Below are 26,002 nucleotides of genomic sequence, written 5' to 3' on the forward strand. Positions count from 1 at the left end.
AAACACGACAGGGAGTTTCGTCGATATTTCAATCAACAAGACGGTGTATCGATCATCCGGAGCACCGGCTCCGCCATCTCGTCCCTCTCTCCGGCACTCCCCGACAAACAGAATTCCGGCCATCCGGTCACCACTCCCGCACACAATTGATCCGGTCGCCCATTACGCTCTGACCTGGATTTGCATTTCGCCGGAAAAAAGCCACCGAGGACCATGGCGAGGTGTTCCGGGAGCGCCGGAGCGGGAAAGGTAAAGTTTCGCGGCCCGGCGTGTTGCCCGGCCCGGATCCCCGCACCGGGAGGTGGCCGCCGGAGTTGTTTCACTCTCCGTATTCGTAAAGCGACCATGCGTAAGTATGCGGGCCGCCGGAATTCCATCGCCTCCCCCCGAAGCGACCCGGCCGAGCGGACCCGTGAGCGCCCCGAGCGACCCGGCCGAGCGGGCCGCGAGCGCCCCCGAAGCGACCCGGCTGAGCGGGCCGCGAGCGCCCCCGGAGGCGGGCCCCTACCCGCCGATCGGCTCCGCGCGTACCCTGGGCGGATGTTTCGCCGCCTGCTGCGCGTGCTGCTCGCGCTGGTCGCCCTCGCCTTCCTCGGCTACGGCCTGGCGCGCAACTGGGACGAGACCACGGCCGCCGTCGGCAGGATGCCGCCCTGGGCGCTGCTCGGCGCGTTCGCCGCGGTGCTGGCGGGCCAGTTCTGCATGCTGGTCGCGTGGCGGCAGGTGCTGGCCGGGCTGGGGTCGCCACTGTCACTGAGAGTGACCGGCCGGATCATGTTCGTCGGCCAGCTGGGCAAGTACATCCCCGGCTCGGTGTGGGCCTACGCGGCGATGATGGAGCTCGGGCGCGACCACGGCAGCCCGCCCCGGCGCACGTTCGCGTGCATCTCGCTGGCCCTGGTGATCAACCTCGGCGTGGCGATCTCGATCGCGGCGGCGACGCTGGCCTCCCAGCAGGCCGTCCGGGAGGCCTGGTATCTCCTGCTGCTCCTGCCGTTGATCATCGTGGGCCTGCATCCCCGGGTGCTCACCTGGGGCCTCAACCTGGCCCTGCGGCTCGCGCGCAAGGAGCCGCTGGAGGGCGTGCTGCCCGGCCGCACGGTGCTGGTCGCCGCCGCCTGGACCGCCGCCGGCTGGTTCGTCTACGGCCTGCACACCTGGCTGCTCGCCGGCCGGTGGGACCTCTACGTGATCGCGACCGGGGCCTACGCGTTCGCCTGGGCCACCGGGCTGCTCTTCTTCGTGGTGCCCGCCGGGGTGGGAGTGCGTGAGGGGGCGCTGGTCCTGGTGTTCGCCCCGATCATCGGCACCCCGGCGGCGCTGGCGGTCGCCGTGGTGTCGCGGCTGGCCTTCACCCTGGCCGACGTCGTGGCGGCCGGCATCGCGTTCCTGCTGGGCCGTCAGGCGGCCAGCAGCGCGCCTGTGTACGCCGACCAGAAGGGCTCGGGATCGACCGCCTTGACGCCCGACCGCAACCTCTCGGGCTCGCCGGAGGCGTAGAAGCGCTTGATCGCCTGGCGGAGCGCCTCGACGTCGCCGGGCTCGACCAGCAGCCCGTCGACCCCGTCGGTGACGTGGTCGGCGAGCGCGCCGACGCGGGTGGCGATCACCGGCACGCCGTGCTCGTGGCCGAGCCAGACGTTCTGGCTGGCGGTGGCCTGCCGGTAGGGCAGCACCAGCGCGTCGGCCCGCGCGAACAGCTCCGGCACGTCCTCGGCGGCCACGTAGCCGGGCCGCAGCTCCACCCGGTCGGCGATGCCCAGCTCGTCGATCAGCGCCTTCGTGCCGTCGAGCCCGCCCCAGAACTCTCCGGCCACGGTCAGCCCGACTCCCTCGGGCAGGGCGCGCAGCAGCAGGTCGAGCCCCTTGTAGGGGCGGACGATGCCGAAGAACAGCAGCCGGTTGCGCACCCCGGCGGCGGGCGCCGCGTGGCTCGACGGCAGGTGCGGCGGCAGCCCCGCCACGCTCACCGGCCTGGAGGTCAGTGTCCGGGCCAGCCCGGCCTGCTGCCCGGAGTGGGCCAGCACGCCGTCGACCCGCTTGAGCAGGGCCTTCATCAGCGGCTCGTCGTACGGCTTGCGCTCGTGCGGCAGCACGTTGTGGCACAGGGCGATGGTCCGGGCTCGGCCGCGCAGGCCGGCCAGGATGCCCAGGTAGGCGGGCACCTGCACCGGGCTGAGCACGGCCAGCACCACCAGGTCGGCCGACCGGAGCCGCCGCCCGGCGGCGACCCACCCGTCGGGCCGGCGCCAGTCGAGCCGGCGCCGGGTGCCGGGGTAGGGCGTGCCCTCGGGCGCGGTGATCGTCTGCTGCCCGGGGTAGAGGAACGACGGATACTGCGCCCGCCACGACTCGATCACCACGTCGTGGCCCAGCGCGGCCAGCCGGTGCGCCAGCTCGGTGGTGTGCTGCGCCCCGCCCCCTTTGTACGGATAGGTGGGGCCGACGATGGCGATGCGCACGCTACTCTCCCCGCGACCGCACGATCAGGTCGGCCAGCAGGGCGACCGATCCGATCAGCATGCCGGACAGGAAGATCATCACGGTGTTGGCGGGAAAGTAGAACGGATGCTGGATCATGTCCCACACGCCCTTGACGATGCCGATCGCCACCAGCCAGAGCGCGGGCGGCATGAGCACCTTGAGCGGGTTGAAGTACATGATCATCCGCAGCACCTGCAGGATGTAGCGGTAGGCGTCGGAGACGAAGCTGAACTTCGACTTTCCGGCCCGCTTGGCGTACTCGATCGGCAGGTAGTGGATGTCGTGCTGGTTGGACAGGAACGACAGCGTGATCGTCGTGACACACGAGAACCCGGGCGGCAGCAGCCGCAGGTAGGGCCTGGCCACCGACTTGCGGAAGGCGCGCAGCCCCGAGTTGAGGTCGGGGATCTTCTGCCCGGCCAGCTTCTCGGCCACCTTGCGGATCACCCACTTGGCCGGGACCCGCAGCACCTTGTGCGAGCCCTCCTCGCTGGTGCGCGCGCCGACCACCTGGTCGATGGTCTGGTCCTTCTCCAGGATCTGCACCAGCTCGGGGATGCGCTCGTTGGGGTAGGTCATGTCGGCGTCGGTCCAGACGACGATCTCGCCCCTGGCCTCCTGGGTGCCGATCCGGCGCACGGTGCCGGAGCCGCCGTTGCGGTGGAAGGCGCGGATCCGCAGGCGCGGGAACCTCGACGCGGCCTCCTCCAGCCGGGCGAGCGTCTCGTCGGTCGAGCAGTCGTCGACCGCGACGAGCTCGTAGGTGTAGCCGCTCGAGTCCATCGCCTTGGTGATGCGCTCGACCTCGTCGATGACGTGGTCCTGCTCGTTGTAACAGGGCAGGACGATCGTGACGTATGGCGCTTCTTCCACGGTGATTCCACTCTGAGGGGTCTCGGGCGTGTTCACGTGCGTCGAGATTACTCTGCCCAGCCGGGGCCCGAGCCCACATCGTCGCCGCGACGGCGTCAGGCCACGGCCATCCAGACGTCCACCCGCAGCGACCACGTGCCGTCCGGCGAGCTGGTCAGCGAGCGCTCATCCTGACGCGTGACCAGGCCCATCACCTGCCGGGGCGGCCCGTACGCCGAGACCTGGCCCGCCTCGGCGCCCAGCACGACCGGCACCCGGCCGGCGGCCCTGACGCGGCGGATCAGGCGGTGCACCTCCGCGTCGGGCGCGGTGTCGTCGACGACGCGGCGCACCTGGGCCGACGGGACACCGCACATGCCGCGCACCACCTGGGTGAGGCGCTCGGCGGTGACCCGCTCGACGATCAGGACCGAGGCGCCGGCCGGGATCCGCTCGCACATCGCCTCCACGGCGGCCCGCTCGCCCCGCTCGATCGGGGTGAACGCGGTGCCGATCGAGGTCACGGCCGGCGGCACCAGGAGGAGCACGACGCCCACCGCGGCCACCCAGCGCCGGGGGTGTGCCCTGTCGCGCAGCCACCCCAGCCCCCACACGGCGAGCAGGATCAGCCCGGGGATGACGACGGGGACCAGGCGGCGGGAGGCCCACGGGTGGTCCGGGGTGATCTCGGGGCGCAGCAGCGTGGTGGCCGTGGTGAAGCCGATGATCGCCAGTGGCGGCAGCCAGGCGAACGGCCGGCCGTCGCGCAGCAGTCGGCGCACCAGGACGGCCGCCGCCAGCGTGGCGAGCACGATCACGGGCACGCCGACGTACCAGGACACCCAGTGCAGCGACTGCTCGAAGTAGAGACGGGTGCCGTCGGCGGCCAGGCCGTTGGCCCGCTGGACCTGCTCGATGAACATGCTGTTCAGCCGGTCTTCGGGCGTCGTCGGCGTGCGGCGTACGGTCTGGAACCACGGACGCGCGGCGAGGGCGGCCACGGCCAGGACGACCAGCACCGCGCCGATCTCCGGCAGCCGTCTCGGCAGCCGGATCCGGGCGAGCCACGGCGCCAGGGCGGCGCCGGTGAGGGCGAGCAGCACCACGGCGGCGCAGATGAGCAGCAGCGGCTCGATCGAGCGGGACAGATAGGTCAGATAGGGCCGAGCCAGCTCGTAGGCCGCGAACAACCCCAGCCCCGCCCCGGCCAGCAGCCCCGCCAGCAGCGGCGGCCCGATCACCCCCGGCGGCCGGCCGAGCCTGCGCATCGCGACCAGCAGCCCCGCGAACGCCAGGACCGGCAGCACGTCGCGCAGCCCGTCGATCCTGACCAGGACCGCGAGCCCGAACACCAGCCCGGCCAGCGCGCCCGCCGCCCGGCGCGGCACCGGCCCGGACAGCGCGTCGTGCAGCAGGGCGATGCCGCCGAACAGCAGGATCAGCGACGGGATCTCGCTGAACGTGGTGCGCGAGGTGTAGAGGATCGGCAGGCTCACCGCGAACGCGAGCGCGGCCGGCGCCGCCCACCGCCCGCCGGCCAGCCGTGCCGTCACCCCGGCCACCGTGAGCACGGCGAACCCGCCCAGCACGGGCGGTGTGAGCAGCAGCCCGCCGAGCCAGGCGCCGGCGGCGAACAGCAGGGGCGGGCCCGGCATGAACTGCGGCACCACCGAGCCGTCGACTCCGTAGAAGCCAACGCTCTCGAAGATCAACCACGGGTCCCGGCCGCCGAACGCCTCGGCCTGAGCCGGGATCGGCAGCGAGCCGTGCCCGGCGAGCCAGATGGCGTACTGGGCGTAGGTGCCCGGGTCGCGCCGGACGATCAGCTGCTCGGCGTGCATGACCAGGTTGAAGACCGTCGAGCCGGCGGCGACCGCGACGACCGCGACGACCTGCCGGGCGGTGGCCTCGACCACCTCCCCGAGGCCGCGCAGCGCGACCGCGCAGAGCAGGGCGACGACCGGCAGGCCGAGCGCCAGGGCGGGCAGCGGCCGGTAGTGGCCGAGCAGCAGCAGCGCCAGCCCCGCCGCCAGCCAGCCGGCCACCACGAGGGCGGGCAGCAGCGAGACCACGGCGAGCACCCGGCCCGCCGATGGCCGTCGCGCCTGGTCGAGCCGGTCGGATCCCATCGGTGATCGCGAGGGTATCCAACGCGGCGGCCCGCCGGGGTGACGCGGGGCGGCGCGAAACGCGGGTACCGTACCCGAGGTGCCGGAGAAGCGGGAGAGCGGGAGCGGGAGAGCGGGCGGGAGGACGCACGGGTGGTGACGGGAGAGCTCGAACCCGCCGGGGCCGGCTCGCCCGGCCCCGGGCATCGCCGGCGCCCGGCGGCGCGGCCACGCGCGTGGCTCTCGGCGCTCTCGGCGCTCCCTGGACTCCCGGAGCTCCGGCGGCACCGCTGGTTCGTCGCGGTCCTGGCGGCCGGCGCGGCGCTGCGCGTGCTGGCGATGCTGGGATACCGCCCGGCGCTGTGGTTCCCCGACTCCTACACCTACATCGTCACCGTGTTCCGGCCGCGCCCCGACCTGGTGCGTCCCGCTGGCTACTCGGCCTTCCTCAAGCTGCTGGAGCCCTTCCACTCCTTCGCCGTGGTGACCGCGGTCCAGCACCTGCTGGGACTGGCCACCGGGGTGCTGATCTACTGGGCCGCGCGCCGCGCGCCCAGGTGGGCGGCCACGCTCGCCACCGTGCCGGTGCTGCTCGACGCCTACCAGATCGAGATCGAGCACCTGCTCGTCTCCGACACGCTGTTCATGTTCCTGGTCGTCGCGGCCGTCGCGCTGAGCCTGGCGGGCAGGCGCTCGGCCGTGGCCATCGGGCTGCTGCTCGCGGCCGTCACGCTGACCCGCACCGTCGGGCAGCCGCTGATCGTGGTGGTGGCGGGCTGGTTCGTGCTGCGCGGGCGCATCAGGTTCGCCGGGGTGCTGCTGGCCGCGGCGCTGGTGCCGGTGATCGCCTACGGCGCCTGGTTCTACGCCACCTACCAGCGCGTCGGCCTGGTCGGGGCCAACGGCGCCTTCCTCTACGCCCGGACGATGTCCTTCGCCGACTGCGCGAAGATGGACCCGCCGCCGGACCTCCGGGTGCTGTGCGACCCGCGACCGGCCGACCGGCGGCCGCCCTCCCAGGAATACCTCTGGGCCAGAGATTCCCCGCTGGTCGAGCTGCCCGGCATCACGTTCACCGAGGAGACCGACGAGCTGGCGAGCCGGTTCGCGGCGCTGGCCATCCGCAGCCAGCCGCTCGACTACGCGGGCTCGGTGCTGTCGGAGCTGGCCCGCACGTTCGTCTGGGGCCGCCCCGTCTACCCCGACCAGGAGATCTACGGCTACTACGAGTTCCCCGTGACGTCGCCGCCCCCGCCGGGGCGCTGGGCCGCGCAGCTGGGCGTGGAGATGGGCCGGCGCTACGAGCGGGGCCCGATCGGCACCGAGGTGGCCGAGCCCTACGCCGGCTGGCTGCGGGCCTACCAGGGCGTCGCGCGCCTGCCCGGCACCGCGCTGCTGGCGCTCCTGCTCGTCCCGCCCGTGGTCGCGGTCGGCCGCAGGCAGCCCGTCGCGGGGGCGCTCACCTGGCTGCTGCCCTGGTCGACGGCCGTCGTCCTGCTGGTCGTGCCTCCGGCCGTCGCGGAGTTCGACTACCGGTACGTGCTGCCGGCGGTGCCTCTGGCGTGCCTGGCCGCGGCGCTTTGCAGTCGTCGTGAGCTGGGCGAATGGTAAAGAATTTGGCAATGATATTCCACGAAATGTCCGGCTCTGAGTATGATCTGGCGTTGAACATCACGCCCGGGTCACAGGCTGATCTGTCAGTCCTGGCCGCGGGTACGCCGTACGTGACCTAGTCTCGTGGCGCAAGAAGACCGAGCCGACGCGCGACGGACGGGCGAGGGGGCGTATGAACGACTACAGGAGCGTGTCCGTGGAGGACCGCAGGGTCGCCCCGAAAGAGCCCGGCTACCGAAGCGCCCGACGGGCGGCGTCCACTCCTCCCGGCGACCTCCCGCCGCGCAGCCATCGCAGCGGCGGTGGCGACGGCAACGGCAAGATGCGCATCCTGGCCTGGGTGAGCATCGGGGCCACCACGCTGATGGTCGCCGGCTCCCTGACCGGCTACACGCTCTACCGCGACGCCGTCGGCGAGATCAACAAGAAGCCCCTCACGACCGAAATCATCAACCCGCGGCCCCCCGACACCGGCGCGCTCAACGTGCTGCTGGTCGGCTCCGACACCCGGGCGGGCGACGGCAACGCCAAATACGGTCAGCAGCTGGCCCGCACGGCCGACGCCGGCGGCAAGCGCACCGACACCATGATCCTCATGCACATCTCGCCCAACCGCGACGAGGCGAAGCTGGTCAGCTTCCCGCGCGACTCGATGGTGGAGATCCCGAGGTGCAAGAACGAGTCCACCAAGCAGGAGATGCCGCCCCGCCGCGACATGATCAACGCCGCCTACAACTCGGGCGGCATCGCGTGCACGGTCTCCACGCTGGAGACCCTCACCGGCATCCGCATCAACCACTTCGTCGAGGTCGACTTCAGCGGCTTCAAGAACATCGTCGACTCGCTCGGCGGCATCGAGATCTGCCTCAAGTCCGGCGTCAACGACAAGGCCTCCAAGCTCACGCTCCCCCCGGGCAAGAGCCTCCTCGACGGCGAGCAGGCGCTCGGCTTCGTGCGGCTGCGCAAGTACGGCGACGGCAGCGACATCCAGCGCATCCGGCGCCAGCAGCTCTTCCTCACCAAGGTGGTGCAGAAGGCCACCAGCAGTGACCTGCTCACCGACCCGCTCAAACTCACCGGCTTCATCAAGGCCGCCGCCAAGTCGGTGACCATGGACCCCGATCTGGCCGACGACACCGAGCAACTCATCCAGATCGCGCAGAGCGCCCAGAAGATGACCGCGGGCGGGGTCAAGTTCATCACGATCCCGTGGGCGCCCGACCCCGAGGACGCCAACCGGGTGGTCTGGAAGGAGCCCGACGCCAGCGAGCTGTTCAACGCCATCAAGAGCGACACCGAGGTCGCCGCCCCCGAGGCGTCGGCGAGCGCCGGCACCAAGCCGAAGGTCACCATCAAACCCGAGCAGGTGCAGGTTCAGGTGCTCAACGGCACGACCACGTTCGGCAAGGCCCGCGAGGTCGCCGACATGCTGAGCAAGCAGGGCTTCAAGGTCACCCAGGTCGGCAATTACCAGGCCGCCGACGGCAAGAGCCAGCCGACCACCCAGATCCGCTACGCCAAGCGGACCCCGACCGGTGCCGACTACGCCGGCGTGCTCGCCGGCATGGTCACGCCGAAGCCCGCGCCCGCCGCCGGCAAGATCACCCCGACCAGCGCGGAGGCCTACACCTCCCCGGTGCCCCTGCCCTCCGCGGGAGCGAAGGCCAAGGGCACGCCCGTGATCCAGCTGATCGTCGGCGCCGATTTCGAGGCGGTGAAGGTGACGAAACTGCCCGACAGCGTCAACAACAGCACGATCAGCGCGGACCAGAAGAACGTCTGCACCTGACCTCCGAGTTACCTGTGTAAGCGGGGCGTAACGACCGCGTCGAGAGACAGGACCCTTCCAGCCGGGATAATGTGGTGCGGGTCGGCGACATCCCTCGCCCGCGTCGTCAAGGGTTTTCGTCAGGCGTGGCGGTGTCGCGTTCCCCCGGCCCCGAGCGAAGCTGAGCGACTCCGTAGTGTCTGAGACCAAGCACTCCCCACCGGTCACGACTCCCGCAGGCCCGGAGGCTCCCGGCGAGAGCTCCGGCCCCGCCGGCACGGGAGCCGGTTGGCCGTTACCCGAACAGGCCTTCTGGAGCGACCAGACCGATCCGCACGGCGTGCGGCCGGGCGAGCGGGAGCAGGAGCGGCTCGCCCCAGAGCCAGAGCCGGAGCCTGAGCCGGAGCCGCCCAAACGCAAGCGCGATCCCTACCTCGACAACGTCAAGTTCATCCTGATCGCGCTGGTCGTGATCGGTCACTCGCTGGTGCCCACGCTCAGCGCCGACTCCGCCAAGACCCTCTACATCTTCGTCTACACCTTCCACATGCCGCTGTTCGTGCTCATCAGCGGCTACCTGTCCCGAAATTTCTGGAACTCCAACGCGAAGACCAACAAGCTGGTCGACACGTTCCTCGTGCCGTATGTGATCGTCGAGGTCGGCTACGCCGCGCTCCGCTTCGCGCTGGGCCAGAAGTGGTCTCTCACGATCATCGATCCGGCCTGGCTCAACTGGTATCTGCTGGCGCTGCTCTTCTGGCGGCTGTCCACACCGGTGTGGAAGCGGATGAAATATCCGATCCCGGTGGCGATCGCGATCTACCTGTTCGCCGGGTTCTCGCAGATCTCCGGCGACTTCAGCATGGACCGGTTCTTCGGCCTGATGCCGTTCTTCGTCATCGGGCTCGTGATGCAGCCCGAGCACTTCGAGATGCTCAACCGCCGCTGGATCAAGATCGTCTCGACGGTCGTCCTGCTGGCCGCCGCCGCCGTGGCCGTCTTCATCGCGCCCAAGGCGAGCCTGAAGCCCTTCTACTACAAGAACAGCTACCAGGACATGGACCTGTCGTGGTGGATGGGGCTCGGCGTGCGCACCGGGCTGCTGGTCTGCGCGCTGGCCATGTGCTTCGCGGTCCTGGCGCTCGTCCCCCGCAAGGAGACCTGGTACTCCGACCTCGGCACCCGCACCCTCTACTGCTACCTGCTGCACGGCGTGCCCGTGCTCATCGCCAAGGAGCAGGGCTGGCTGGGGCTGCCGTGGCTGCACGGCCCGCTCGGCGTGCTGGCGATCAGCGCGAGCTGCTTCGCGCTCGCCATCGTGCTGTGCCTGCCCGAGACGCGCACGGTGTTCAAGTGGGTCCTCGAGCCTCGCCTGACGTGGCTGTACCGCCGCCCCTCCGGGGAAGTTAAGCGGTAGTTCGGCCCGCATTCACGCCCTTGACCTGGTAGCCGCTCAGCATCGACGTATGCGGGTATGCGTCGCCACCACCGTCCACCACCCCGAGGACGCCCGGATCATGCACCGGCAGATCCGGGGGCTGCTCGACGCGGGCCACGAGGTGACCTACGTCGCGCCGTTCACCTTCTTCAACGTCACGCCCGCGATGGGGCTCACCGCGATCGACGTGCCCCGCAAGCCGGGGTACGGCCGGGCGAGCGCGGCGCTCCGGCGCGGGGCCAAGGGCGCCGACCTGATCCTGGTGCACGAGCACGCGCTGCTGCGGGCCCTGCCCTTCCACCGCCCGCCCGTCGTCTGGGACGTCCGCGAGAACACCGGCGCCAGACGGCTCGCGCGGGCCGGTCGGCGTCACCACCTGTGCACCCCCTCCCTGGTGCCGGAGACCACCCTGGTGGCGGCGAGCCCGCCCCCGCCCGGCGACACCAGGGTGGTCCACATCGGACGCCTGTCCACCGAGCGCGGCGTGGCCGAGCTGATCGAGCTGGCCGGGCGGCTCGTCCCGCACGGCATCCGGATGGACCTGATCGGGCCCGCCGACCACGAGGTGCGCCCCCTGCTGCGGGACGCCCAGCGGGTCGGGCTGCTCGACTGGTTCGGCTACGTGCCCAACCGGCACGCGCTGCGCATGGCCGAGGGCGCGCTCGCCGGGCTGTCGCTGGCCGCCCGCACCGTGTCCGGGGTGCCGGTCAAGGTGCTCGACTACATGGGCCGGGGCCTGCCGGTGATCACCACCCCGCAGGCCGCCCCACTGGTCGAACGGACCGGCTGCGGAGTGGTGGTGCCCCTGGAGGTGGAAGCCGCCGTACAGGCCGTGCTCGACCTCAAGGAGGATCCCGTACGGCGGGCCACGCTCGGCGCCCGCGGCCACGCCGAGGCCCGCCTGCGCCACCACTGGCCCGACCAGGCCGCGGCCTTCGTCGCCCTGATGGAGACCTGGGCCGGGCTCAGCACCCCGGTCCAGCCGCTGACCGTCTAGGGCCGTTCGACGTCGTAGGTCACGTCGGCCACCCGGACCGTGCGGACCCGCGGATCGTCGATGAGCCGGCGCAGCTTCCCGATCGTGACCAGGTTGTCCACGTACGCGTAGGCCAGCCCGGCGTCGGCCGCCTTGCGCAGCCGGTCCAGGGTCAGGTCGAAGTGGCGCAGGTTGGCGTCGTCATGGTCGCGCAACAGTCCGGTCCAGGCCCGGAGGTTCTTCACGAAGTCCCGGGACGTCTCGTAGCACGGGCCGCTGCTCGGCAACGGAGCTCTCTCCCAGGTGGTCGTGCCCCAGGTGATGGGGATCGCCCTGGGCCGCTGCTCGTAGACGACCTTCTCCGGGCAGGCGCCGTGGTCGCGGCCGAAGCGCACGAGCTCGTCGGGCGTGAGAGGCCGGTCGAACTCGACGACCGCCAGCGCGTTGAGCCCTTCGGGCAGTCTGGCCAGCACCTTCCGGCTGCTCTCCGCCGGCTGGTTACCGGTGCGGACGTTGGCCAGCGCGGTGCTCAGCGTGGTGTTGGCCGAGTTGCCGAGCGGCAGCCTGCCGACCCGGCCGAAGAAGTCCTGCGTGATGGTGTGGCTGGAGCCGCCGTAGCCGGTGAAGCCTCCCGCGGCGCGGATCGGGCTGCCGCTCACCGTGAACGACAGCGACAGCGGCGTGGCGTCGCAGCAGTGCTCCGTGTTCAGGTTGTAGGCCGGATTGTAGATCTTGAACGCGGTGCCGAGCACGTCGGTCATCCGTTGCTGCCGGTCGCCGCGTTTCTGCACCAGGGCCGAGCCGAGCGTCGCCACCAGCGCGACCACGGTCAAGGCCGCCAGCACCATGGAGGTGGTCCGCACCAGGCCCCTGCGGACCGCCCGGCGGGTCCTGCGGGGGTCGAAGTCCGGCATGAGCGGCAGATCGTCTTCGGTCATCGGGCGGCTCCGTAGCTGTCGGCGAACGCGGCTCTGGCCCGCCACACCGCGGTCTTGATCGTCGAGTGGTTTTCGCCGGTCATCGCGGCCACCTCCACCATCGAGAAACCCTCGAGGTAGACCAGCGTGAGCAGCCTGCGGTGCCGCTCGGGCAGCCGGTCCAGGACGTCGCGCACGTCCAGGGCCTCGACGTGCAGCGGTGGCACGCCGAGCTCGTCCGGATCGGGCAGCGCCGGCTCGCGGCGGCTGCGCCGGACATGGTCGATGAGGACGTTGCGGGCGATGGCCAGCAGCCAGGCGGCCGCGTTCTCGCCCCGCCAGCCGAGCAGCGCCCGGGTCGCCTTGACGAAGGTCTCCTGCGCCAGGTCCTCGGCCAGGTGGGGGTCGCGGGTCCGGCGCAGGAGGAACCCGCACACGAGCGGCCAGTGCTCGCGGTACAGCTCCTCGATGATGTCGCCCTCCGCGTTCTCGTGATGGTCACAACAGACCAGACGCGAACCAGGAAGTAATGGTCACAGGTCTTCCCGGTTGGTGTACTGGACGCATGGCATCGCATCTGATCCAGGGACGAACGGTCAGCATGCCTGTCCGGGTGAGAGACGCCAGTGTCTGCAGCGCGATGTATGCCGTGCGCGCCGACGCCGCCAGGGCGGTGATCGCCTACTCGGGGCTGGACGTGGCCGAGGTCTTCCCCGGCAAGGCCGTCTGCGCGCTGACGTTCGTCGACTACCGCGACGGCGACCTCGACGCCTACCACGAGTTCGGCGTGGCGTTCCTGATCCGGCCGCCCGGCCGGGCGAGCTCCGTCGGCCTGGGCGACCTGCGGCAGGCCGGGGTGTTCATCCACTGGCTCCCGGTCGACCAGCGGTTCACGCTGGAGGCGGGGCGCACCATCTGGGGCTTTCCGAAGGAGCTGGCCGACATCGAGTTGCGGCTCGGCTCGCCGTACAAACGGTGCATCGTCCGCAAGGACGGCCGGCTGGTGCTCGACCTGCTGCTCAGGCCCGGCGTGCCCGTGCTCGGACCGGGGGCGATGGTCCCGCTCGACGCCTTCACCCACCGGGAGGGTGTGACGCGCCGGGTGCCGTGGTCGGTCCAGGCGCGCGGGGTGCGGGTGCGGCCGGGCGGCGCGCTGATCAGGCTCGGCAACCACCCGGTCGCCAAGGAGCTGAGCGAGCTCGGCCTGCCGAAACGCGCTCTGTTCAGCTCGACGGTGGCGCAGGCCACGATGACGTTCGGCGGCGCGGAGCCGCTGTAGGGGTCAGACGATCGGCGGGCGGCCGAGCTTCACCATGCGCCAGGCGGTGCGCCAGGCCATCGGACGGCGCTCTCCGGCGGAGGTGCGGAGCCCCTCGAAGAAGCCGGTGAACCAGGCTTTGAGGGCGACACCGGAGCCACGCTCGCGAATGAGGGTGAGCACGATCCAGTCGAGCAGGTAGAGGGCCGCCAGCGGCCACGGCAGATTGCGGCGGGCCAGCCACACGCGGTTGCGGGCGTTGAGCCGGTAGAACTCCGCGTGGCGCGTCGGCGGGACCTGCGGGTGATACATGACCGTCTCGGCGTCGTACTCGATCCGGTAGCCCTCGCCCAGCAGCCGCCAGGCCAGGTCGGTCTCCTCGTGCGCGTAGAAGAAGCGCTCGGGGAGGCCGCCCACCTGGAGGAAGGCCGAGCGTCGGATGGCCGAGGCGCCGCCCAGGAAGGTGGTGACCGGCGAGGACCGCTGCGGGTCGCCCGCGCGCAGGCGGGGGACGTGGCGGCGCTGGCCGATGCCGCCCTCGGGATCCATCACCCGGAAGGAGATCACCGCGAGGTCGGGCTCGGTGGCGAAACGGTCTCGGACGTGGGAGACGACCTTCTGGTTGGCGTACCAGCCGTCGTCGTCGAGGAACAGCACGACGTCGCCCGAGCACTCCTCGACACCGCGGTTGCGGCCGGCCGGGATGCCGGTGTTACGGTCGAGCCGGATCGTTTTCACGGTCGCGGCCGAGCCTTCGGGTGGCGTCGCCGACACCGCGGGCACGTCGGCGCCGTTGCCCACGATCACCACCTCGACGTCGCCGTCGACCTGGTTGAGCGCGGATTCGACCGCCCGGTTCAGCTCCGCGACCCGGTTGCCCATGGTGAGGATGACGCACGAGATCTTCAACGAATCATCGTCCTGACGCGTTGAGAGCACGAGCGGAGCATTCTTTCATGATCACCGAGTCTGCTGGTCTGTCGTTGATATTGGTGGAGCTAAGCGTATCGGAACCGCTAGTGAACCCCCACCGAACAGCGGACGTCCGATCAATACGACGGACGGGGGCCGCTGACGGTTCCGACAGGAGATCACGCCAGCCGCCTGGACGCCAGGATGCTCACCAGATGCAGCACCGTCTGCAGCGCCGCCGCCGCGAAACAGACCACCAGCAACACCCTCGTGGCCAGCAGGTCACCGGTGAAGACGTCGACCACGGCGGCCACCACCACGAGGATCGACAGCTCGACCGCCTGCACGAGACGGTGGAACTTGGTCGCCCCCACGATCCGGCGGCCGAGCGCCAGCAGGCCCGACCTCATCTGGCCCGAGGCGGCCTCCGTGGCGGCCGGCATGCCCGCGCGGGCCCGGGCCACGTCGACGAGATCGGTCTCGGCCTTGATCAGGATGGCGCCGAGCGCGGTGGCCAGGCCCAGCACGGTGTACCAGTCGGGCAGCACCTCCGAGGCGCGGAAGCCGAGCCCGACCAGCAGCGCTGCCTCGCACAGGTAGTGGCCCACCCGGTCGAGGTAGACGCCGGTGATCGAGGTGCGTCCCGTCCAGCGGGCCAGCTCGCCATCGGAGCAGTCGAGCAGCAGGTAGAGCTGGATGAGCAGGGCCGCGAGCACGGCCGCCCACAGCCCCGGCAGCGCCACCACCACCGCGGCGACCAGGCCGCTCAGGATCATCAGCCAGGTCGCCTGGTTGGGCGAGATCGGCGTCTTGGCGAGCAGCCAGGTCAGGTAGGGCGACACCTTGCGCATGTAGAGGGAGCCCGCCCAGTGCTCGCCGCTCTCACGGTCCATGGTGCCGGCGGGCTGTGCGACCCGCCGCAGCTCAGCGACCGACGGCCCGGACATAGTCCTCCACCCGATCGCGAATCTCGGTGTCGCCCATGTCGAGGTGCTCCAGGATCGTGTAACGGCCGGGACGGGTGGACGGCGCCAGCATCACGGCCTCGGCGAACTGCGCGTTGGTCAGCCCGATGTCGGCCGGGACGACCGGCAGCTCGTGGCGCCGCAGGCAGCCGGCCACCTGCGCCAGCCTGGTGGTGTCCTGCCTGAGGAAGAAGCAGAAGGCGGTGCCGATGCCGGCGAGCTCGCCGTGGTTGGAGGTGCCGGGAAAGAGCTGATCCACGGCATGCAGGATCTCATGGTCTCCGCCACTCGCGGGCCGGGACGAGCCCGCGATCACCATCGACATCCCCGACAGGATCAGGGCTTCGGCCAGAACGATGAGGAAGGCGTCGGACTCGATGGAGTCGGTGCGGCCGATCAGCGCCTCGGCGGCGGTGCGCGCCATCGAGCAGGCCAGCCCGTCGATGGGCTCGCCGTGCTCGACGTTGCCGAGCTGCCAGTCCTCGATGGCCGACAGGTTGCTGACCACGTCGCCGACGCCCGATCTGACCAGGACCGGCGGCGCGGAGTGCACGAAGTCGAGGTCGACCAGGATCGCCAGCGGCATCGGCACGCCGAACGTGCCCTTGCCGCCCTCGTACACCAGTGAGGCGGTGGGCGAGCAGATCCCGTCGTGGGACAGGTTGGTGGCCACGGCGACCATCGGGATGCCGGCCAGTGACGCGGCGTACTTGGTCGCGTCGATGGTGCGGCCACCGCCGACGCCCACGACCACCTCGTAGGCGCCCTTACGCAGGTCGGCGCCGAGCGAGACGGCCGCGTCGACCGACCCGTCGGCCACCCTGAACACCTCGGCCTCGCCCAGCGTGGGCGCGATCAGACCCTCTATGTGATCACCCTGACCGGGGCCGACGGCGACCGCGACCCTGCCGGAGGTCGCGACCCGGCTGTCGGCCAGCAGCGCACCGAGCTGCGCCACCGCGCCGCGCCTGACCGACATGGTCAGGGGCGCGGGCAACATTCGCGCTAGAAGCGGCATTCCGCCTCCTCAGTAGCGGACGGCTATGGTGCGAGCCTTCGCCAGGTCATCGTGGTTGTCCACCTCGACCCAGTCGACCTCTCCGATCGGCGCCACATGGATCCGCGCGCCCCGTTGGACCATCTCCTGGTAGCCGTCCTCGTAGTAGAGCTGGGGGTCGCGCTCGAACGTCGCCCGCAGCGCGTCGGCCAGGCCCTCGGCGGCGCCCGGCCGGATCAGGGTGGCGCCGATGTACTCGCCATAGGCCTCGGCGGGGTCCATCAGCTTGGTGATCCTCTTGAGCGCGCCGCCGTCGAGGGTGACCTTCATCTCCTCCTCGGCCAGCTTCTTGACGTCGTCGACCGCCAGCAGGATGTCGCTGGTCTCGGGGGCCGACAGCAGCGTCTTCTCGACCGAGACGGGGTGCACGGTGTCGCCGTTGACGAGCAGCGCGCCCTGGGCGAAGTAGTCGCGGGCGCACCAGAGGGAGTAGGCGTTGTTCCACTCCTCGGCCTTGTCGTTGTGCACGAGAGTGAGCTTGACGCCGTGACGCCTCTCCAGCTCCTCCTTGCGCTCGTGTACGGCCTGCGCCGCGTAGCCGACCACGACCACGACCTCGCGCAGGTCCACCTCGGCGAAGTTGCGCAGCGAGATGTCCATGATCGTGGTCTCACCGTCGACCGGCACGAGCGCCTTGGGCAGCGTGTCGGTGTAGGGCCGCAGACGTCTTCCGGCTCCAGCGGCCAGCACCATTCCCAGCAACGTGCACTCCTCAGTCGAGCATGACTACGTAGGCCCAAAGGTTAGTTGTCTTTGGCCCCTCCCGGGGTAATCAAACCCCTAGTCTGGCGCGACCGAGTCGGTGGCTTCCATTCCGGAGCGGGGCGCGGCGAGCCAGCAGGTGAGGCTCTCCCAGCCGAACAACGCCCACAGGTAGATCGCGAGCAGCACGAACCCGCCGGTCATGAGGCCTGCGACGGCGGCCAGCGAGATCACCAGCATCCGGCCGTCCCAGCCCAGCGCGAGCGTCGAAAGCCAGGGCGGCGGGTAGACGTGCTGGCGCAAACGGTAGACCAGATCGTAGTGATGGAAGGCCAGCGCGCCGAGGAGCAGGAAGATCAGCGCCGGATGCACGTCGTGGGCGAATCCGCAGGCCGCGATGAACGAATATTCGATCATCCGGAGGATCGGCGGCACCAGCCAGTCGAACCTGCCGTCATGCGGGTGCGAGCTGCCGGGCCCGGCCAGCAGGATCGTCACGAGCGGCGCGAAGAACGCGATGCCGTCGGATCCGGCCACGCCGAGCAGGAGCAGCACGCCGGTGACGAACGTTGCGGCGATCATCGGCGGGAGCGGTGGCAGCTGGCCCGCCACGAGCAGCCCCATGCCGCGCGAGAGCGGCCCGTCGTCGCGGTAGGTGACGACCTTGCTGGTGGGAACCGGTGTCATGTGCACCGAGATCATCGGGCCGACCTCGCAATCCGGCCGGCGAGCTGGTAAGCCGCCGCCACCCCGCCCCACCCGAGCAGGGCCACGAACGTCACGCGGGCGTTGAACACCGCCGCGGTGACCGCGATCAGCGCCATCCGCTCCCCGATCGGCAACACGATGATCCGCTTGACCCAGCGGGTGATCGACTCGCGTTCCATCCGCTGGGCCAGCCCGAGCACGCCCTGCCTCGGCGCGCTGTAACGGGCGGCGTCGGCCGGCTCCAGCAGCGAGCGCGCCGGTTTGGCCCACAGCGCGCCGACCCGCCTCGCGTCGGACACCGCCCCGCCGTACGAGAAGTCGACGGAGTGACGTACGACCTGGAGGATCATCGCGGCGGCGGCGAGGTACCAGATGCCGTCGGGCCCGCCCGCGCCGGACGGGACGCCGGCCGCGTAGCCGAAGGCGAGACCGGCGTAGACGACGTACTCCTTCAACCGGTCGGCCATGCCGTCGGCCCACGCGCCGAGCGGCGAGAAGGTGCGGGTGTAGCGGGCCAGCTGGCCGTCGAGGCAGTCGAGCACGAACGACAGGTAGAGGAGCACGGCCCCGAGCACCTGCGCGGCGCGGTCGCCCGCCGAGAACCAGACCGCCGACAGGACGGCCAGCGCGATGGAGATGCCGGTGACGGAGTTGGGCGTGAGCTTGAGCCGGGCGGCGGGCCGCACCAGGTGGCGGGACCAGGACGAGACGAAGTAGGTGGCGAAGAAGCCGTCGCGGCTCTTGATCGCGCCGTCGAGCCGGACCTGGGCCTCGTCCACGTCGGCCAGCCGGGCGATCGCCGCCTCGGCGGAGGTCTGGCCGGTGACGCGGTCGGCGTGCAGGGGCCCGAGCCGGACGGCGCGCACCCGCACGCCGGACCTGACCAGGCCGACCAGCAGCAGGTCGATCGCCTCGACCGCGGTGACGGGCCCCAGCTTGCCCGTCTCGGCGAGATCGGCCAGCTCCTCGGCCATGTCGGCGAGCGTGGCGAGATCGGCCTCGCTCACCTGGAGCACGCCCCGGAACGTGGCGTTGGCCTCGGGAACCGTGTGGAAGGAGCTCCCTGCGGCGCCGATCACGCCGCCGTCGTCGCGGACGGGCGGCCGCAGCGGCCCGTCGACGGCGTCGTGGGAGACCAGCGCCATCGTGGCGTGAGCGGGATCCTCCACCAGCGACGCGAGAGCCTCGGTGTGCACGACCAGGTCGGCCGGCAGCACGACGACGGTGCCCGTGGCGACCCTCGCGATCTTGGCGACGCCGCGCAGGTCGGCGCCGAGCCCGCCGCCCGGCGACACCACCTGGATGTCACGGACGGGAAGCAGGGCGAGCTGGTCGTGGATCCGGTCGAGCAGTGTGGTGTCGTCGCAGTGAAGCCGGCAGGCGGGTGTCGTGGCGAGCAGCACCACCGAGGTGGTCGCGCTGGCACGCGTCATGGAATCTGTCAAAGCGCAGGTCTCCTCCCGGTCGCGAGGGAGTGCGTGGACACAGCGTAGCGACAGGGCGACGCGATAACACGGAGCCGGGCCGTTACGCTCGCCGTATGAATTCCCGGTTGCCCACTGTTGGCGTGGTTCTGGCGGGTGGTGTCGGCCAGCGTGTCGGGCTCGGCACGCCCAAGCAGCTCATCCCGGTCGCCGGAAGATCGATCCTGGAGCACACCCTGGCCCTGTTCGACGGCTCGCCGGACATCGACGAGATCGTGGTGCTGATGACGCCGGGCTACGCCGAAGAGGTCAGGGAGATCGTCGAGCGCCGCGGCTTCGGCAAGGTCGGCGAGATCGTCGACGGGGGCGCGAGCCGCACGGAGAGCACCTGGCGGGCGCTGCGGGCGCTCGGCTCGCGGGAGTGCGACGTGCTCCTGCACGACGCCGTACGCCCCCTCCTGGAGCCCCGGATCATCACCGAGTGTGTCCGGGCCCTCCAGACCCACACGGCCGTGGACGTGGCGATCCCGAGCTCCGACACGATCCTGGTCGCCGCTCCGGCGCCGGACGGCGAGGTCATCGGCGACGTCCTTGACAGGGCGCTGTTGAGGCGCGCCCAGACCCCGCAGTGCTTCCGGCTGTCGGTCATCCGCGAGGCCTACGAGCGGGCCCTCGCCGACCCCGGCTTCGACCGGCGTCCCGCCACCGACGACTGCGGCGTGGTGCTGCGCTACCTGCCGGACGTGCCGATCTACATCGTGCCCGGCAGCGAGCGCAACATGAAGGTCACCCACCCCGACGACCTGCACATCGCCGAGCGGCTCTTCCAGCTGGCCGACGCCGGAGTGCCCGCGCCGGGTCCGGCGGGCCGGCGGGCGGCGCTGGACGGCACGACCGTGGTCGTCTTCGGCCCCGGGAACGACCTGGCCCGCCTGGCCGGGCAGCAGGGGGCGCGGGTGCGGGTGTTCGGCGGGGAGGTGCGCGTCGAGGACCACGACGCGGTCGCCAAGGCGCTGGCCACGGTGGGACGGATCGACCACGTGGTCTACGCCGCGGACATCCCCCACCTGGGCGGGCTCGCCGAGGTCGCCGACGAGACCCTGCGCACCGGCTATCTGGGCCCGGTCAACGTGGCCCGCGCCGCCCACCCGCACCTGCGCGAGACCCGCGGCGGGCTGCTGCTCGGCACCCACGGCCACACCGGGGGCGGAGCCGGCCACAGCCTCTGCTCCTCGGCCCGGGCCGCGGTCGTCGACCTCACCCGGGCCCTCGCCGGCGAATGGGCCGCCGAGGGCGTCAGGGTCAACTGCGTGGATCCCGGCGCGCCGGCTCAGACCTGGCTCGACCTGCTGGTCTCCGGCCTCACCGGGCGGGTGACGGGCGGCGCCTGACGGTCGCCGCCCGGCCTCACGATCCCGGTGGGCGGGCGAGCCTGCGCGGGCTCGTCAGGAAGCCCCAGCCCCAGGAGACGTGCATGGTGGCGTACACGACGGGCAGCCTGATCTTGACCGCGGCCGGATAGCCGCTGCTGGTCAGGAGCGAGCCCACGAGGATGGCCAGCGCGTAGCCGCCGGGGACGATCAGCGCGAGCGGGAAGAACGGCGAGACGACCAGGCCGAGCGCCATCGCCAGCACCGCCGCCGGCGGCGCGAGGTAGCGCAGGTTGATCGTGCCCTCGTGGGTGCGTGAGACCACGTGGCGCCAGCGACCGTAGTGGAAGTACTGCTTGGCCAGTGCCTTCACGTTGGGTCTGGGCCGGTAGGAGACCCGCATCCGCGGCTGGAACCACACCAGCCCGCCGGTCTGGCGGATGCGGTGGTTCATCTCCCAGTCCTGGGCCCGCTGGAAGTGCTCGTCGTAGCCGCCGACCCGGTCGAGGGCCGTGCGGCGGAACACCCCCAGGTAGACCGTGTCGGCCGGGCCGGCCGTGCCGCCCACGTGGAAGGCCGCCGCGCCGACGCCGATCTTGGACGTCATGGCGAGGGCGACGGCCTTCTCGAAGGCGGTGACGCCCTCGGCGGCCATCACGCCGCCCACGTTGTCGGCGCCGGTCTCCTCCAGCGTCTCGACCGCGACGCGCAGGTAGTCGGAGGGCAGCATGGCGTGCCCGTCGACCCTGGCGATGATGCCGTTGCGGGAGGCGGCGATCGCGGCGTTGAGCGCGTTGGGGGTGCGGCCCGTCGGGTTGGGAACCACGACGACCCTCGGGTCGGCCTCGGCGATGGCCTCGGCGACCTCTTGGGTGCGGTCTTGTGAGGGACCCACGGCGAGGACGACCTCGATCTCGCCGGGGTAGCTCTGGGCGAGGACCTGGGCTACGGCCTCGCGTAGGTGCCGCTCCTCGTTGAGGACCGGCATGACGACGGAGATGGGCGGCCAGCTACGCGTCTCCGCTGGCGCGTGCGGCGAGTCGGGGAACTGCTTCATGGCGGGGCTCACGCTACTGTACGAGCAGGGGAGGAGGGCAATCGAAAGCCCGATCCTCCGGCAGCACAAAGGGGGACGGGATGCGCGACCCGGGCGAGGAGGACGCTGGGGTGCACGTGGGCGGCGACGCCTACGGCGGCGTCAGGCTCGCGGGCGGTCGCAGGCGAAGGCGCGGCAGGAGCGCCAGGGCCCGCCGCCGAAACGTGATCATCTCCGGCCTGCTCTCCGCGGGGGTGCTGGTCGGCACCGGAGTGGTGTGGGCGACTCCCCGGCAGATCGGCTCGGTCGACGCGGGCGTGGCCGAGTCGGCGCCGCGCGGCGCGATGAACATCCTGCTCGTCGGCGTCGACAAGCGCGACGACCTCACCCGCAAGCAGCAGAACCAACTCAAACTCGGCCGCGAGTCGGGCCAGCGCACCGACACGATGATGGTCATCCACCTGTCCGAGGACCACACCCGCGTCACCGTGGTGAGCCTGCCCCGCGACACCTGGACGACCATCCCCGGCCAGGGCGAGCACAAGATCAACTCAGCCTACCAGTTCGGCGGGCCCAAGCTCGCGGTCCAGACCGTGCAGCACGTCACCGGGCTGCGGATCAACCGCTACATCGAGGTCAACGTCCTCGGCTTCATCGACGTCGTCGACTCGCTCGGCGGTGTGACGGTGTGCACCCCGGTGCCGATCAACGACCCCAAGACGGGTCTCACCCTGGCCGCCGGCACCCACGAGCTGCGCGGCGCGCAGGCCCTCGGCTACGCCCGCACCCGCGCCACCGCCCGCTCCGACCTCGACCGCATCGACCGGCAGCAGCAGGTCATCTCCGCGATGCTCGACCGTGCCGCGAGCGCGGGCACGCTGGCCAACCCGGCCCGGCTGGCCTCGTTCGTCAACTCCACGCTGCGCACCGTCAAGGTCGACCCCGACGACGGGCTGATCGGGCTCGCCACCCAGCTCAGAGACGTCTCTCTGGACGACGTGAAGTTCGCCGACGTCCCGCTGTCCAACGTCGACTTCAAGACCCCGACCGGCGAGTCGGCGGTGCTGTGGGACAAGGCCGCGGCGCGTGACATGTTCGCCCGGATCGCCGCCGACGAGGACCTGGCCCAGCCCAGCCCGTCGCCCAGCGCCTCGGCCTCGGCCTCCGCCAAGCCGACCGCCGTCACGATCCCGCCGGAGCGCATCTCGCTCGAGGTCAAGAACGGCACGCTCATCACCGGGCTCGGCGCCCGCACCAAGTCGGCCCTGGTCGCGGCGGGATTCGTGGTGCCCGGCCAGCCGGGCAACACCACGCGTAAGGACCACAAGAAGACGATCATCCGCTACGCGGCCGGCCGCGAAGACTCCGCCCGTACGGTCGCCGCCGCCATCCCCGGGGCCGAGCTGCGCGAGGCCGACGTCAAGGGCATCGAGGTGATCGTCGGCAGCGACCAGCCGAAGGTCAAGAAACTTCCGTCGACGTCCACGCCCACCGCCAAGCCGACCTCCAGCGCTACACCGGAGACCAAGACGGCAACCCAGAACATCTGTAAAAAATAGGCATAATGATCCCGCATCCGGGCACGTGATTTTCATGGTGGTCAGCTGCTGGCGAGAGGATCCCTGTACGGTGCTCCGCGTGGTCGGAGATCTCGACGCGGCGGGCGCGCCCCGCCTGCGGGCGGAGCTCGATCAGGCCCTCACCACCGCCTATCCCCTCCACGTGGTCCTCGACCTGACCGAGGTGCCGTTCTGCGACTCCGTGGGGCTCGGCGTGCTGGTGGCCGGGTTCAACCACGTCCAGCGCCGGCAGGGCCGGATGATCCTGGTGCTGGCGCCCGGCATGATCAGCCACCTGCTGACGATCACCAACCTCGACCGTCACTTCGAGACGAGCTCGTCGATGGACGACGCGCGCACGGCGCTCGGCGAGGCGGCCTAGTAGTACTTTGTTAGGTCGGCGTGTCGTGGGGTCGCACGCTCGCCGAGCATGGGTTACGACCGCCCGTGCTGGCCGCGGACGCCGGCTACGGCCACAGCAGCCAGTTCCGCGGTGCGCTGGACGAACGCCAGATCGGCTACGTCGTGCAGGTCAAAGGCGACGCCCTGGCCCATGCGCCGGATGTTCGGCCGGTGCCGCGGGTGTGGTCCGGGCGAGGCAGGTCGCCGAAACGAACCGACCTGCGCTACCCCGGCACCGCCATGAGCCTGGCAGCGCACATTCATGCCGCCGGCCGGACCGCCGCGGTGCCGTGGAGGTGCCGCTCGACTCGCTCTCGGTGGACGTCGAGGCCGAGTACGACCCGCGGGCCCAGGCCAGCGACGACCCGTCGATCCCGAAGAACCCGTACAACTTCCGGTACGAGGTGCAGCTCTCCTCGCCCGCCTCCGACGAGGAGCTCGCGCGGCTCCAGGCCGAGGTCGAGCGGGTGTGCCCGATCCTCAACCTGATCCGCAACCCGGTGGAGATCAAGGGCTCGATCGTCCGCGCCGCCTGAGCCTCACTCGGGACGGTTGGGGGTCGCCTTGCCGCTGACGAACGGGGTGGTGACGCCCTCAGAGCTCAGGTGCGTCATCATCTCGGTCAGCCGCCCGAACCCGGCCCTCGACAGCCCCACAGATACCAATGCGCGTGAAGCGCGCAGACAACGCTTCGGCCCCTTCTTATATCGGGTTCGATCCCCATCTCGGTGACATGGACCTAACGATAGAGTGTTCGATATGAAGCTGGTGGTGCAGGTCAAGCTCCTGCCGACGCCTGAGCAGGCGGCGGCGCTGGAGGCGACTCTACGCGCGGCCAACGACGCGGCCACCTGGATCTCGACGCTCGCCCACACCCAAACGCCGCCGCAAAGAAACGCGCTTCGCCGCCGACACCAACCACACCATCGCCAAACGCATCGTGACCGAGGCGACACGCACCGGGCAAGGCATCGCCCTGGAAGATCTCCAGGGCATCCGCGACCGGGTACGGCTCCGCAAGCCCCAGCAGGTCACGTTGCATTCGTGGAGCTTCCACCAGCTCGGCCGGTTCATCGCCTACAAGGCGGCCCGTGCCGGTGTCGCTCTGGTGTACGTGGACCCGGCCTACACCTCGCAAGGCTGCTCGGCCTGCGGGCACGTGGACAAGAAGAACCGGCCCGACCAGGCCGGCTTCACCTGCACGTCGTGCGGCTTCGCTGAGCACGCCGACGTCAACGCAGCTCGTAACATCGCCTCACGCGGTGTCACAAGCTGGGCAGTGAGTCACGCTGCCTAACGCGGACCAAACCGTCGAAGCCACCGACGGCGAGGAGCTGCAAGCTCAGTCCTTCAGGGCTGAGAAGCTGATGTGTGGAGGCTTTCACGTTGTTCGATCAGTTCCCCGAGCCCGCCCGATCCCAGCTGGTCGCCGCCTACGAAGAGGGCAGGACCCGGCCGGAATGGTGCTTCGCGGAGGGTCAGGCGCGGCTCGCGTTCTGGGCCCCCTTCCGCGACGCGGACCCGGTGATCACCTGGCAGTTCGACCCCGGCCCCGATCCGGAGGCGGCCGCCCGGCTGCTGCGGGGCAGCCTCAGGGCGATGCGACTCAACAAGATCATCCATGACATCTCCCTCCAGCCGGGGCTGATCCCCACCGTCGACCGGGCCGTCGAGCACGAGGCCCTGACGGCGGCCGGGTTCGCGATGGAGGTCGAGCGGCTGATGCTCGAATGGCGGGCGGGCAGCGACCTGCCCGAGGACCCGGGCAGGCTGCGTTACGTCGCCGCCCGGCGGCTCGACCCGGCCGAGGTGCTCGACGTGCTGGTGCGCATCTCGGAGGGCTCCCTCGACTACGACACGCGGGTGGAGGTCGCGACCGCGGGGGCCGAGCACGAGGCCCGATGGATGTACGACGACCTGGTCAACCGCAAGGCCAAGCCCGACTGGTTCGTCATCGGCTATCTCGGCGACTCCCCCGTGGGCCTGGTGGCGCCCGACGACCACTCCATCGCCTACATCGGCGTCGTGCCCGAGCACCGCGGCCACGGCTACGTCGACGACCTGCTGGCCAGGGGCACCCGCGCGCTCGCCGAGGCGGGCCTGGAACGCATCGTCGCAGCCACCGACGTGGCCAACACCCCGACCGCCGCGGCCTTCCTGCGGGCCGGCTACTCCGAGGTCGGCCGCGTGTTCCGCTACTACTGGAGGAAGTCGTGAGGGACGAGCACGGGCTGTTGAACTCGTACGGTCCGGCACGGAGACCCACGTAGTGTAAACCGAGTTGCGCTAATAGCAGTAAGTAGATTCACGCTTAGAAGCGCAACTCTGATTACGCCTATCGGGGTCGATCTGGACCGCCTGTACGGCCGCCGGGACGGGTGACCCGGACTCGGAGGACGCACCCGTACGGCGGGCAGGAGCGGCCGAACGGCGGAGGCGGGTCGGCCGGATG

General features: G+C 70.8%; 24 protein-coding genes and 1 pseudogene. 13 read left to right on the forward strand and 12 right to left on the reverse strand.

Annotated elements, in window-relative coordinates; all coding sequences use genetic code 11:
• The first annotated feature begins 540 nt into the window (after window positions 1–540).
• On the forward strand, window positions 541–1,500 hold the full coding sequence (locus AB0C16_RS18435) for a YbhN family protein (protein WP_357684306.1): 960 nt from the start codon (window positions 541–543) through the stop codon (window positions 1,498–1,500).
• Here the strand turns inward: AB0C16_RS18435 and AB0C16_RS18440 are convergent.
• From AB0C16_RS18440 to AB0C16_RS18450, 3 genes are all read right to left on the reverse strand, one after another.
• Window positions 1,401–2,462 (reverse strand): glycosyltransferase family 4 protein, encoded by a 1,062-nt coding sequence (locus tag AB0C16_RS18440; RefSeq protein ID WP_357684307.1) that lies wholly within the window; start codon window positions 2,460–2,462, stop codon window positions 1,401–1,403. The two genes, AB0C16_RS18435 and AB0C16_RS18440, sit on opposite strands and share 100 nt — an antisense overlap.
• A gap of 1 nt (window position 2,463) precedes the next feature.
• The gene (locus AB0C16_RS18445; protein ID WP_357684309.1) at window positions 2,464–3,357 is read right to left on the reverse strand and encodes a glycosyltransferase family 2 protein; all 894 of its coding nucleotides are present in this window, start codon (window positions 3,355–3,357) and stop codon (window positions 2,464–2,466) included.
• A gap of 95 nt (window positions 3,358–3,452) precedes the next feature.
• The gene (locus AB0C16_RS18450) at window positions 3,453–5,465 is read right to left on the reverse strand and encodes a hypothetical protein (protein WP_357684311.1); all 2,013 of its coding nucleotides are present in this window, start codon (window positions 5,463–5,465) and stop codon (window positions 3,453–3,455) included.
• Window positions 5,466–5,597: 132 nt separating this feature from the next.
• On the opposite strand from AB0C16_RS18450, the gene AB0C16_RS18455 reads away from it, so the two are divergent.
• The 4 genes from AB0C16_RS18455 to AB0C16_RS18470 all read left to right on the forward strand — a co-directional run bounded on the left by AB0C16_RS18455 (window position 5,598) and on the right by AB0C16_RS18470 (window position 11,261).
• Window positions 5,598–7,055, forward strand: a complete 1,458-nt coding sequence (locus tag AB0C16_RS18455) for a hypothetical protein (RefSeq protein ID WP_357684313.1) — start codon at window positions 5,598–5,600, stop codon at window positions 7,053–7,055.
• Between the two features lie 175 nt (window positions 7,056–7,230).
• A complete protein-coding gene (locus AB0C16_RS18460) occupies window positions 7,231–8,847 on the forward strand; it encodes an LCP family protein (protein WP_357684315.1) in 1,617 nt (538 codons plus the stop codon).
• Window positions 8,848–9,022: 175 nt separating this feature from the next.
• On the forward strand, window positions 9,023–10,243 hold the full coding sequence (locus AB0C16_RS18465) for an acyltransferase family protein (RefSeq protein ID WP_357684317.1): 1,221 nt from the start codon (window positions 9,023–9,025) through the stop codon (window positions 10,241–10,243).
• A 49-nt stretch (window positions 10,244–10,292) separates the two neighbouring features.
• Complete coding sequence (locus AB0C16_RS18470; RefSeq protein WP_357684319.1) at window positions 10,293–11,261, forward strand: glycosyltransferase; 969 nt, start codon at window positions 10,293–10,295, stop codon at window positions 11,259–11,261.
• Here the strand turns inward: AB0C16_RS18470 and AB0C16_RS18475 are convergent.
• Window positions 11,258–12,178, reverse strand: a complete 921-nt coding sequence (locus AB0C16_RS18475; RefSeq protein WP_357684321.1) for a hypothetical protein — start codon at window positions 12,176–12,178, stop codon at window positions 11,258–11,260. The two genes, AB0C16_RS18470 and AB0C16_RS18475, sit on opposite strands and share 4 nt — an antisense overlap.
• Window positions 12,175–12,669 (reverse strand): RNA polymerase sigma factor, encoded by a 495-nt coding sequence (locus AB0C16_RS18480; protein ID WP_357684447.1) that lies wholly within the window; start codon window positions 12,667–12,669, stop codon window positions 12,175–12,177. Before AB0C16_RS18480 ends, AB0C16_RS18475 begins: the two co-directional genes overlap by 4 nt.
• A gap of 101 nt (window positions 12,670–12,770) precedes the next feature.
• Between AB0C16_RS18480 and AB0C16_RS18485 the strand changes: the two genes are divergently transcribed.
• Complete coding sequence (locus AB0C16_RS18485) at window positions 12,771–13,436, forward strand: acetoacetate decarboxylase family protein (protein WP_357684323.1); 666 nt, start codon at window positions 12,771–12,773, stop codon at window positions 13,434–13,436.
• 3 nt (window positions 13,437–13,439) lie between these two features.
• Here the strand turns inward: AB0C16_RS18485 and AB0C16_RS18490 are convergent, their stop codons facing one another.
• The 6 genes from AB0C16_RS18490 to AB0C16_RS18515 all read right to left on the reverse strand — a co-directional run bounded on the left by AB0C16_RS18490 (window position 13,440) and on the right by AB0C16_RS18515 (window position 19,192).
• On the reverse strand, window positions 13,440–14,324 hold the full coding sequence (locus AB0C16_RS18490) for a glycosyltransferase (RefSeq protein WP_357684325.1): 885 nt from the start codon (window positions 14,322–14,324) through the stop codon (window positions 13,440–13,442).
• 182 nt (window positions 14,325–14,506) lie between these two features.
• The gene (locus AB0C16_RS18495) at window positions 14,507–15,274 is read right to left on the reverse strand and encodes a CDP-alcohol phosphatidyltransferase family protein (RefSeq protein ID WP_357684327.1); all 768 of its coding nucleotides are present in this window, start codon (window positions 15,272–15,274) and stop codon (window positions 14,507–14,509) included.
• Window positions 15,252–16,292 carry an iron-containing alcohol dehydrogenase family protein gene (locus AB0C16_RS18500; protein ID WP_357684449.1) on the reverse strand — a complete coding sequence of 347 codons (1,041 nt, stop codon included), beginning with the start codon at window positions 16,290–16,292 and terminating at the stop codon, window positions 15,252–15,254. The genes AB0C16_RS18495 and AB0C16_RS18500 overlap by 23 nt, the downstream gene beginning before the upstream one ends.
• A gap of 27 nt (window positions 16,293–16,319) precedes the next feature.
• On the reverse strand, window positions 16,320–17,051 hold the full coding sequence (locus AB0C16_RS18505) for a phosphocholine cytidylyltransferase family protein (RefSeq protein ID WP_357684329.1): 732 nt from the start codon (window positions 17,049–17,051) through the stop codon (window positions 16,320–16,322).
• 78 nt (window positions 17,052–17,129) lie between these two features.
• Window positions 17,130–17,738: a DUF5941 domain-containing protein gene (locus AB0C16_RS18510; protein WP_357684331.1), complete on the reverse strand. Its 609-nt coding sequence runs from the start codon at window positions 17,736–17,738 to the stop codon at window positions 17,130–17,132.
• Window positions 17,739–17,749: 11 nt separating this feature from the next.
• Window positions 17,750–19,192 (reverse strand): CDP-alcohol phosphatidyltransferase family protein, encoded by a 1,443-nt coding sequence (locus tag AB0C16_RS18515; protein ID WP_357684333.1) that lies wholly within the window; start codon window positions 19,190–19,192, stop codon window positions 17,750–17,752.
• Window positions 19,193–19,299: 107 nt separating this feature from the next.
• Here AB0C16_RS18515 and AB0C16_RS18520 point away from each other — a divergent pair, with 107 nt between their 5' ends.
• Window positions 19,300–20,574 carry a bifunctional cytidylyltransferase/SDR family oxidoreductase gene (locus AB0C16_RS18520; RefSeq protein WP_357684335.1) on the forward strand — a complete coding sequence of 425 codons (1,275 nt, stop codon included), beginning with the start codon at window positions 19,300–19,302 and terminating at the stop codon, window positions 20,572–20,574.
• Between the two features lie 16 nt (window positions 20,575–20,590).
• Here the strand turns inward: AB0C16_RS18520 and AB0C16_RS18525 are convergent, their stop codons facing one another.
• Window positions 20,591–21,610, reverse strand: a complete 1,020-nt coding sequence (locus AB0C16_RS18525; protein ID WP_357684337.1) for a glycosyltransferase family 2 protein — start codon at window positions 21,608–21,610, stop codon at window positions 20,591–20,593.
• Between the two features lie 80 nt (window positions 21,611–21,690).
• Between AB0C16_RS18525 and AB0C16_RS18530 the strand changes: the two genes are divergently transcribed.
• The 6 genes and pseudogenes from AB0C16_RS18530 (at window position 21,691) to AB0C16_RS18555 (ending at window position 25,767) form a co-directional block, all read left to right on the forward strand.
• Window positions 21,691–23,148, forward strand: coding sequence for an LCP family protein (locus tag AB0C16_RS18530; RefSeq protein WP_357684339.1), 1,458 nt, complete (start codon window positions 21,691–21,693; stop codon window positions 23,146–23,148).
• Window positions 23,149–23,182: 34 nt separating this feature from the next.
• The gene (locus tag AB0C16_RS18535) at window positions 23,183–23,530 is read left to right on the forward strand and encodes an STAS domain-containing protein (RefSeq protein ID WP_357684341.1); all 348 of its coding nucleotides are present in this window, start codon (window positions 23,183–23,185) and stop codon (window positions 23,528–23,530) included.
• Between the two features lie 65 nt (window positions 23,531–23,595).
• Window positions 23,596–23,796, forward strand: a pseudogene (locus AB0C16_RS18540) (transposase); the annotation flags it as partial.
• A gap of 44 nt (window positions 23,797–23,840) precedes the next feature.
• Window positions 23,841–24,086 carry an OsmC family protein gene (locus AB0C16_RS18545; RefSeq protein WP_357684343.1) on the forward strand — a complete coding sequence of 82 codons (246 nt, stop codon included), beginning with the start codon at window positions 23,841–23,843 and terminating at the stop codon, window positions 24,084–24,086.
• A 260-nt stretch (window positions 24,087–24,346) separates the two neighbouring features.
• On the forward strand, window positions 24,347–24,847 hold the full coding sequence (locus tag AB0C16_RS18550) for a transposase (protein ID WP_357684451.1): 501 nt from the start codon (window positions 24,347–24,349) through the stop codon (window positions 24,845–24,847).
• Between the two features lie 74 nt (window positions 24,848–24,921).
• Window positions 24,922–25,767: a GNAT family N-acetyltransferase gene (locus AB0C16_RS18555; protein ID WP_357684345.1), complete on the forward strand. Its 846-nt coding sequence runs from the start codon at window positions 24,922–24,924 to the stop codon at window positions 25,765–25,767.
• The last annotated feature ends 235 nt before the right edge of the window (window positions 25,768–26,002 follow it).

This window comes from Nonomuraea sp. NPDC048916 (assembly GCF_040649575.1).
Classification (GTDB): Bacteria; Actinomycetota; Actinomycetes; order Streptosporangiales; family Streptosporangiaceae; genus Nonomuraea.

Coding starts and splice junctions, on each gene's coding strand:
- AB0C16_RS18435 (WP_357684306.1), top strand. CDS start 541: ATGTTTCGCCGCCTGCTGCGCGTGCTGCTCGCGCTGGTCGCCCTCGCC.
- AB0C16_RS18450 (WP_357684311.1), bottom strand. CDS start 5,465: ATGGGATCCGACCGGCTCGACCAGGCGCGACGGCCATCGGCGGGCCGG.
- AB0C16_RS18460 (WP_357684315.1), top strand. CDS start 7,231: ATGAACGACTACAGGAGCGTGTCCGTGGAGGACCGCAGGGTCGCCCCG.
- AB0C16_RS18470 (WP_357684319.1), top strand. CDS start 10,293: ATGCGGGTATGCGTCGCCACCACCGTCCACCACCCCGAGGACGCCCGG.
- AB0C16_RS18475 (WP_357684321.1), bottom strand. CDS start 12,178: ATGACCGAAGACGATCTGCCGCTCATGCCGGACTTCGACCCCCGCAGG.
- AB0C16_RS18495 (WP_357684327.1), bottom strand. CDS start 15,274: ATGTCCGGGCCGTCGGTCGCTGAGCTGCGGCGGGTCGCACAGCCCGCC.
- AB0C16_RS18500 (WP_357684449.1), bottom strand. CDS start 16,292: ATGTTGCCCGCGCCCCTGACCATGTCGGTCAGGCGCGGCGCGGTGGCG.
- AB0C16_RS18510 (WP_357684331.1), bottom strand. CDS start 17,738: ATGACACCGGTTCCCACCAGCAAGGTCGTCACCTACCGCGACGACGGG.
- AB0C16_RS18515 (WP_357684333.1), bottom strand. CDS start 19,192: ATGACGCGTGCCAGCGCGACCACCTCGGTGGTGCTGCTCGCCACGACA.
- AB0C16_RS18520 (WP_357684335.1), top strand. CDS start 19,300: ATGAATTCCCGGTTGCCCACTGTTGGCGTGGTTCTGGCGGGTGGTGTC.
- AB0C16_RS18525 (WP_357684337.1), bottom strand. CDS start 21,610: ATGAAGCAGTTCCCCGACTCGCCGCACGCGCCAGCGGAGACGCGTAGC.
- AB0C16_RS18530 (WP_357684339.1), top strand. CDS start 21,691: ATGCGCGACCCGGGCGAGGAGGACGCTGGGGTGCACGTGGGCGGCGAC.
- AB0C16_RS18535 (WP_357684341.1), top strand. CDS start 23,183: ATGGTGGTCAGCTGCTGGCGAGAGGATCCCTGTACGGTGCTCCGCGTG.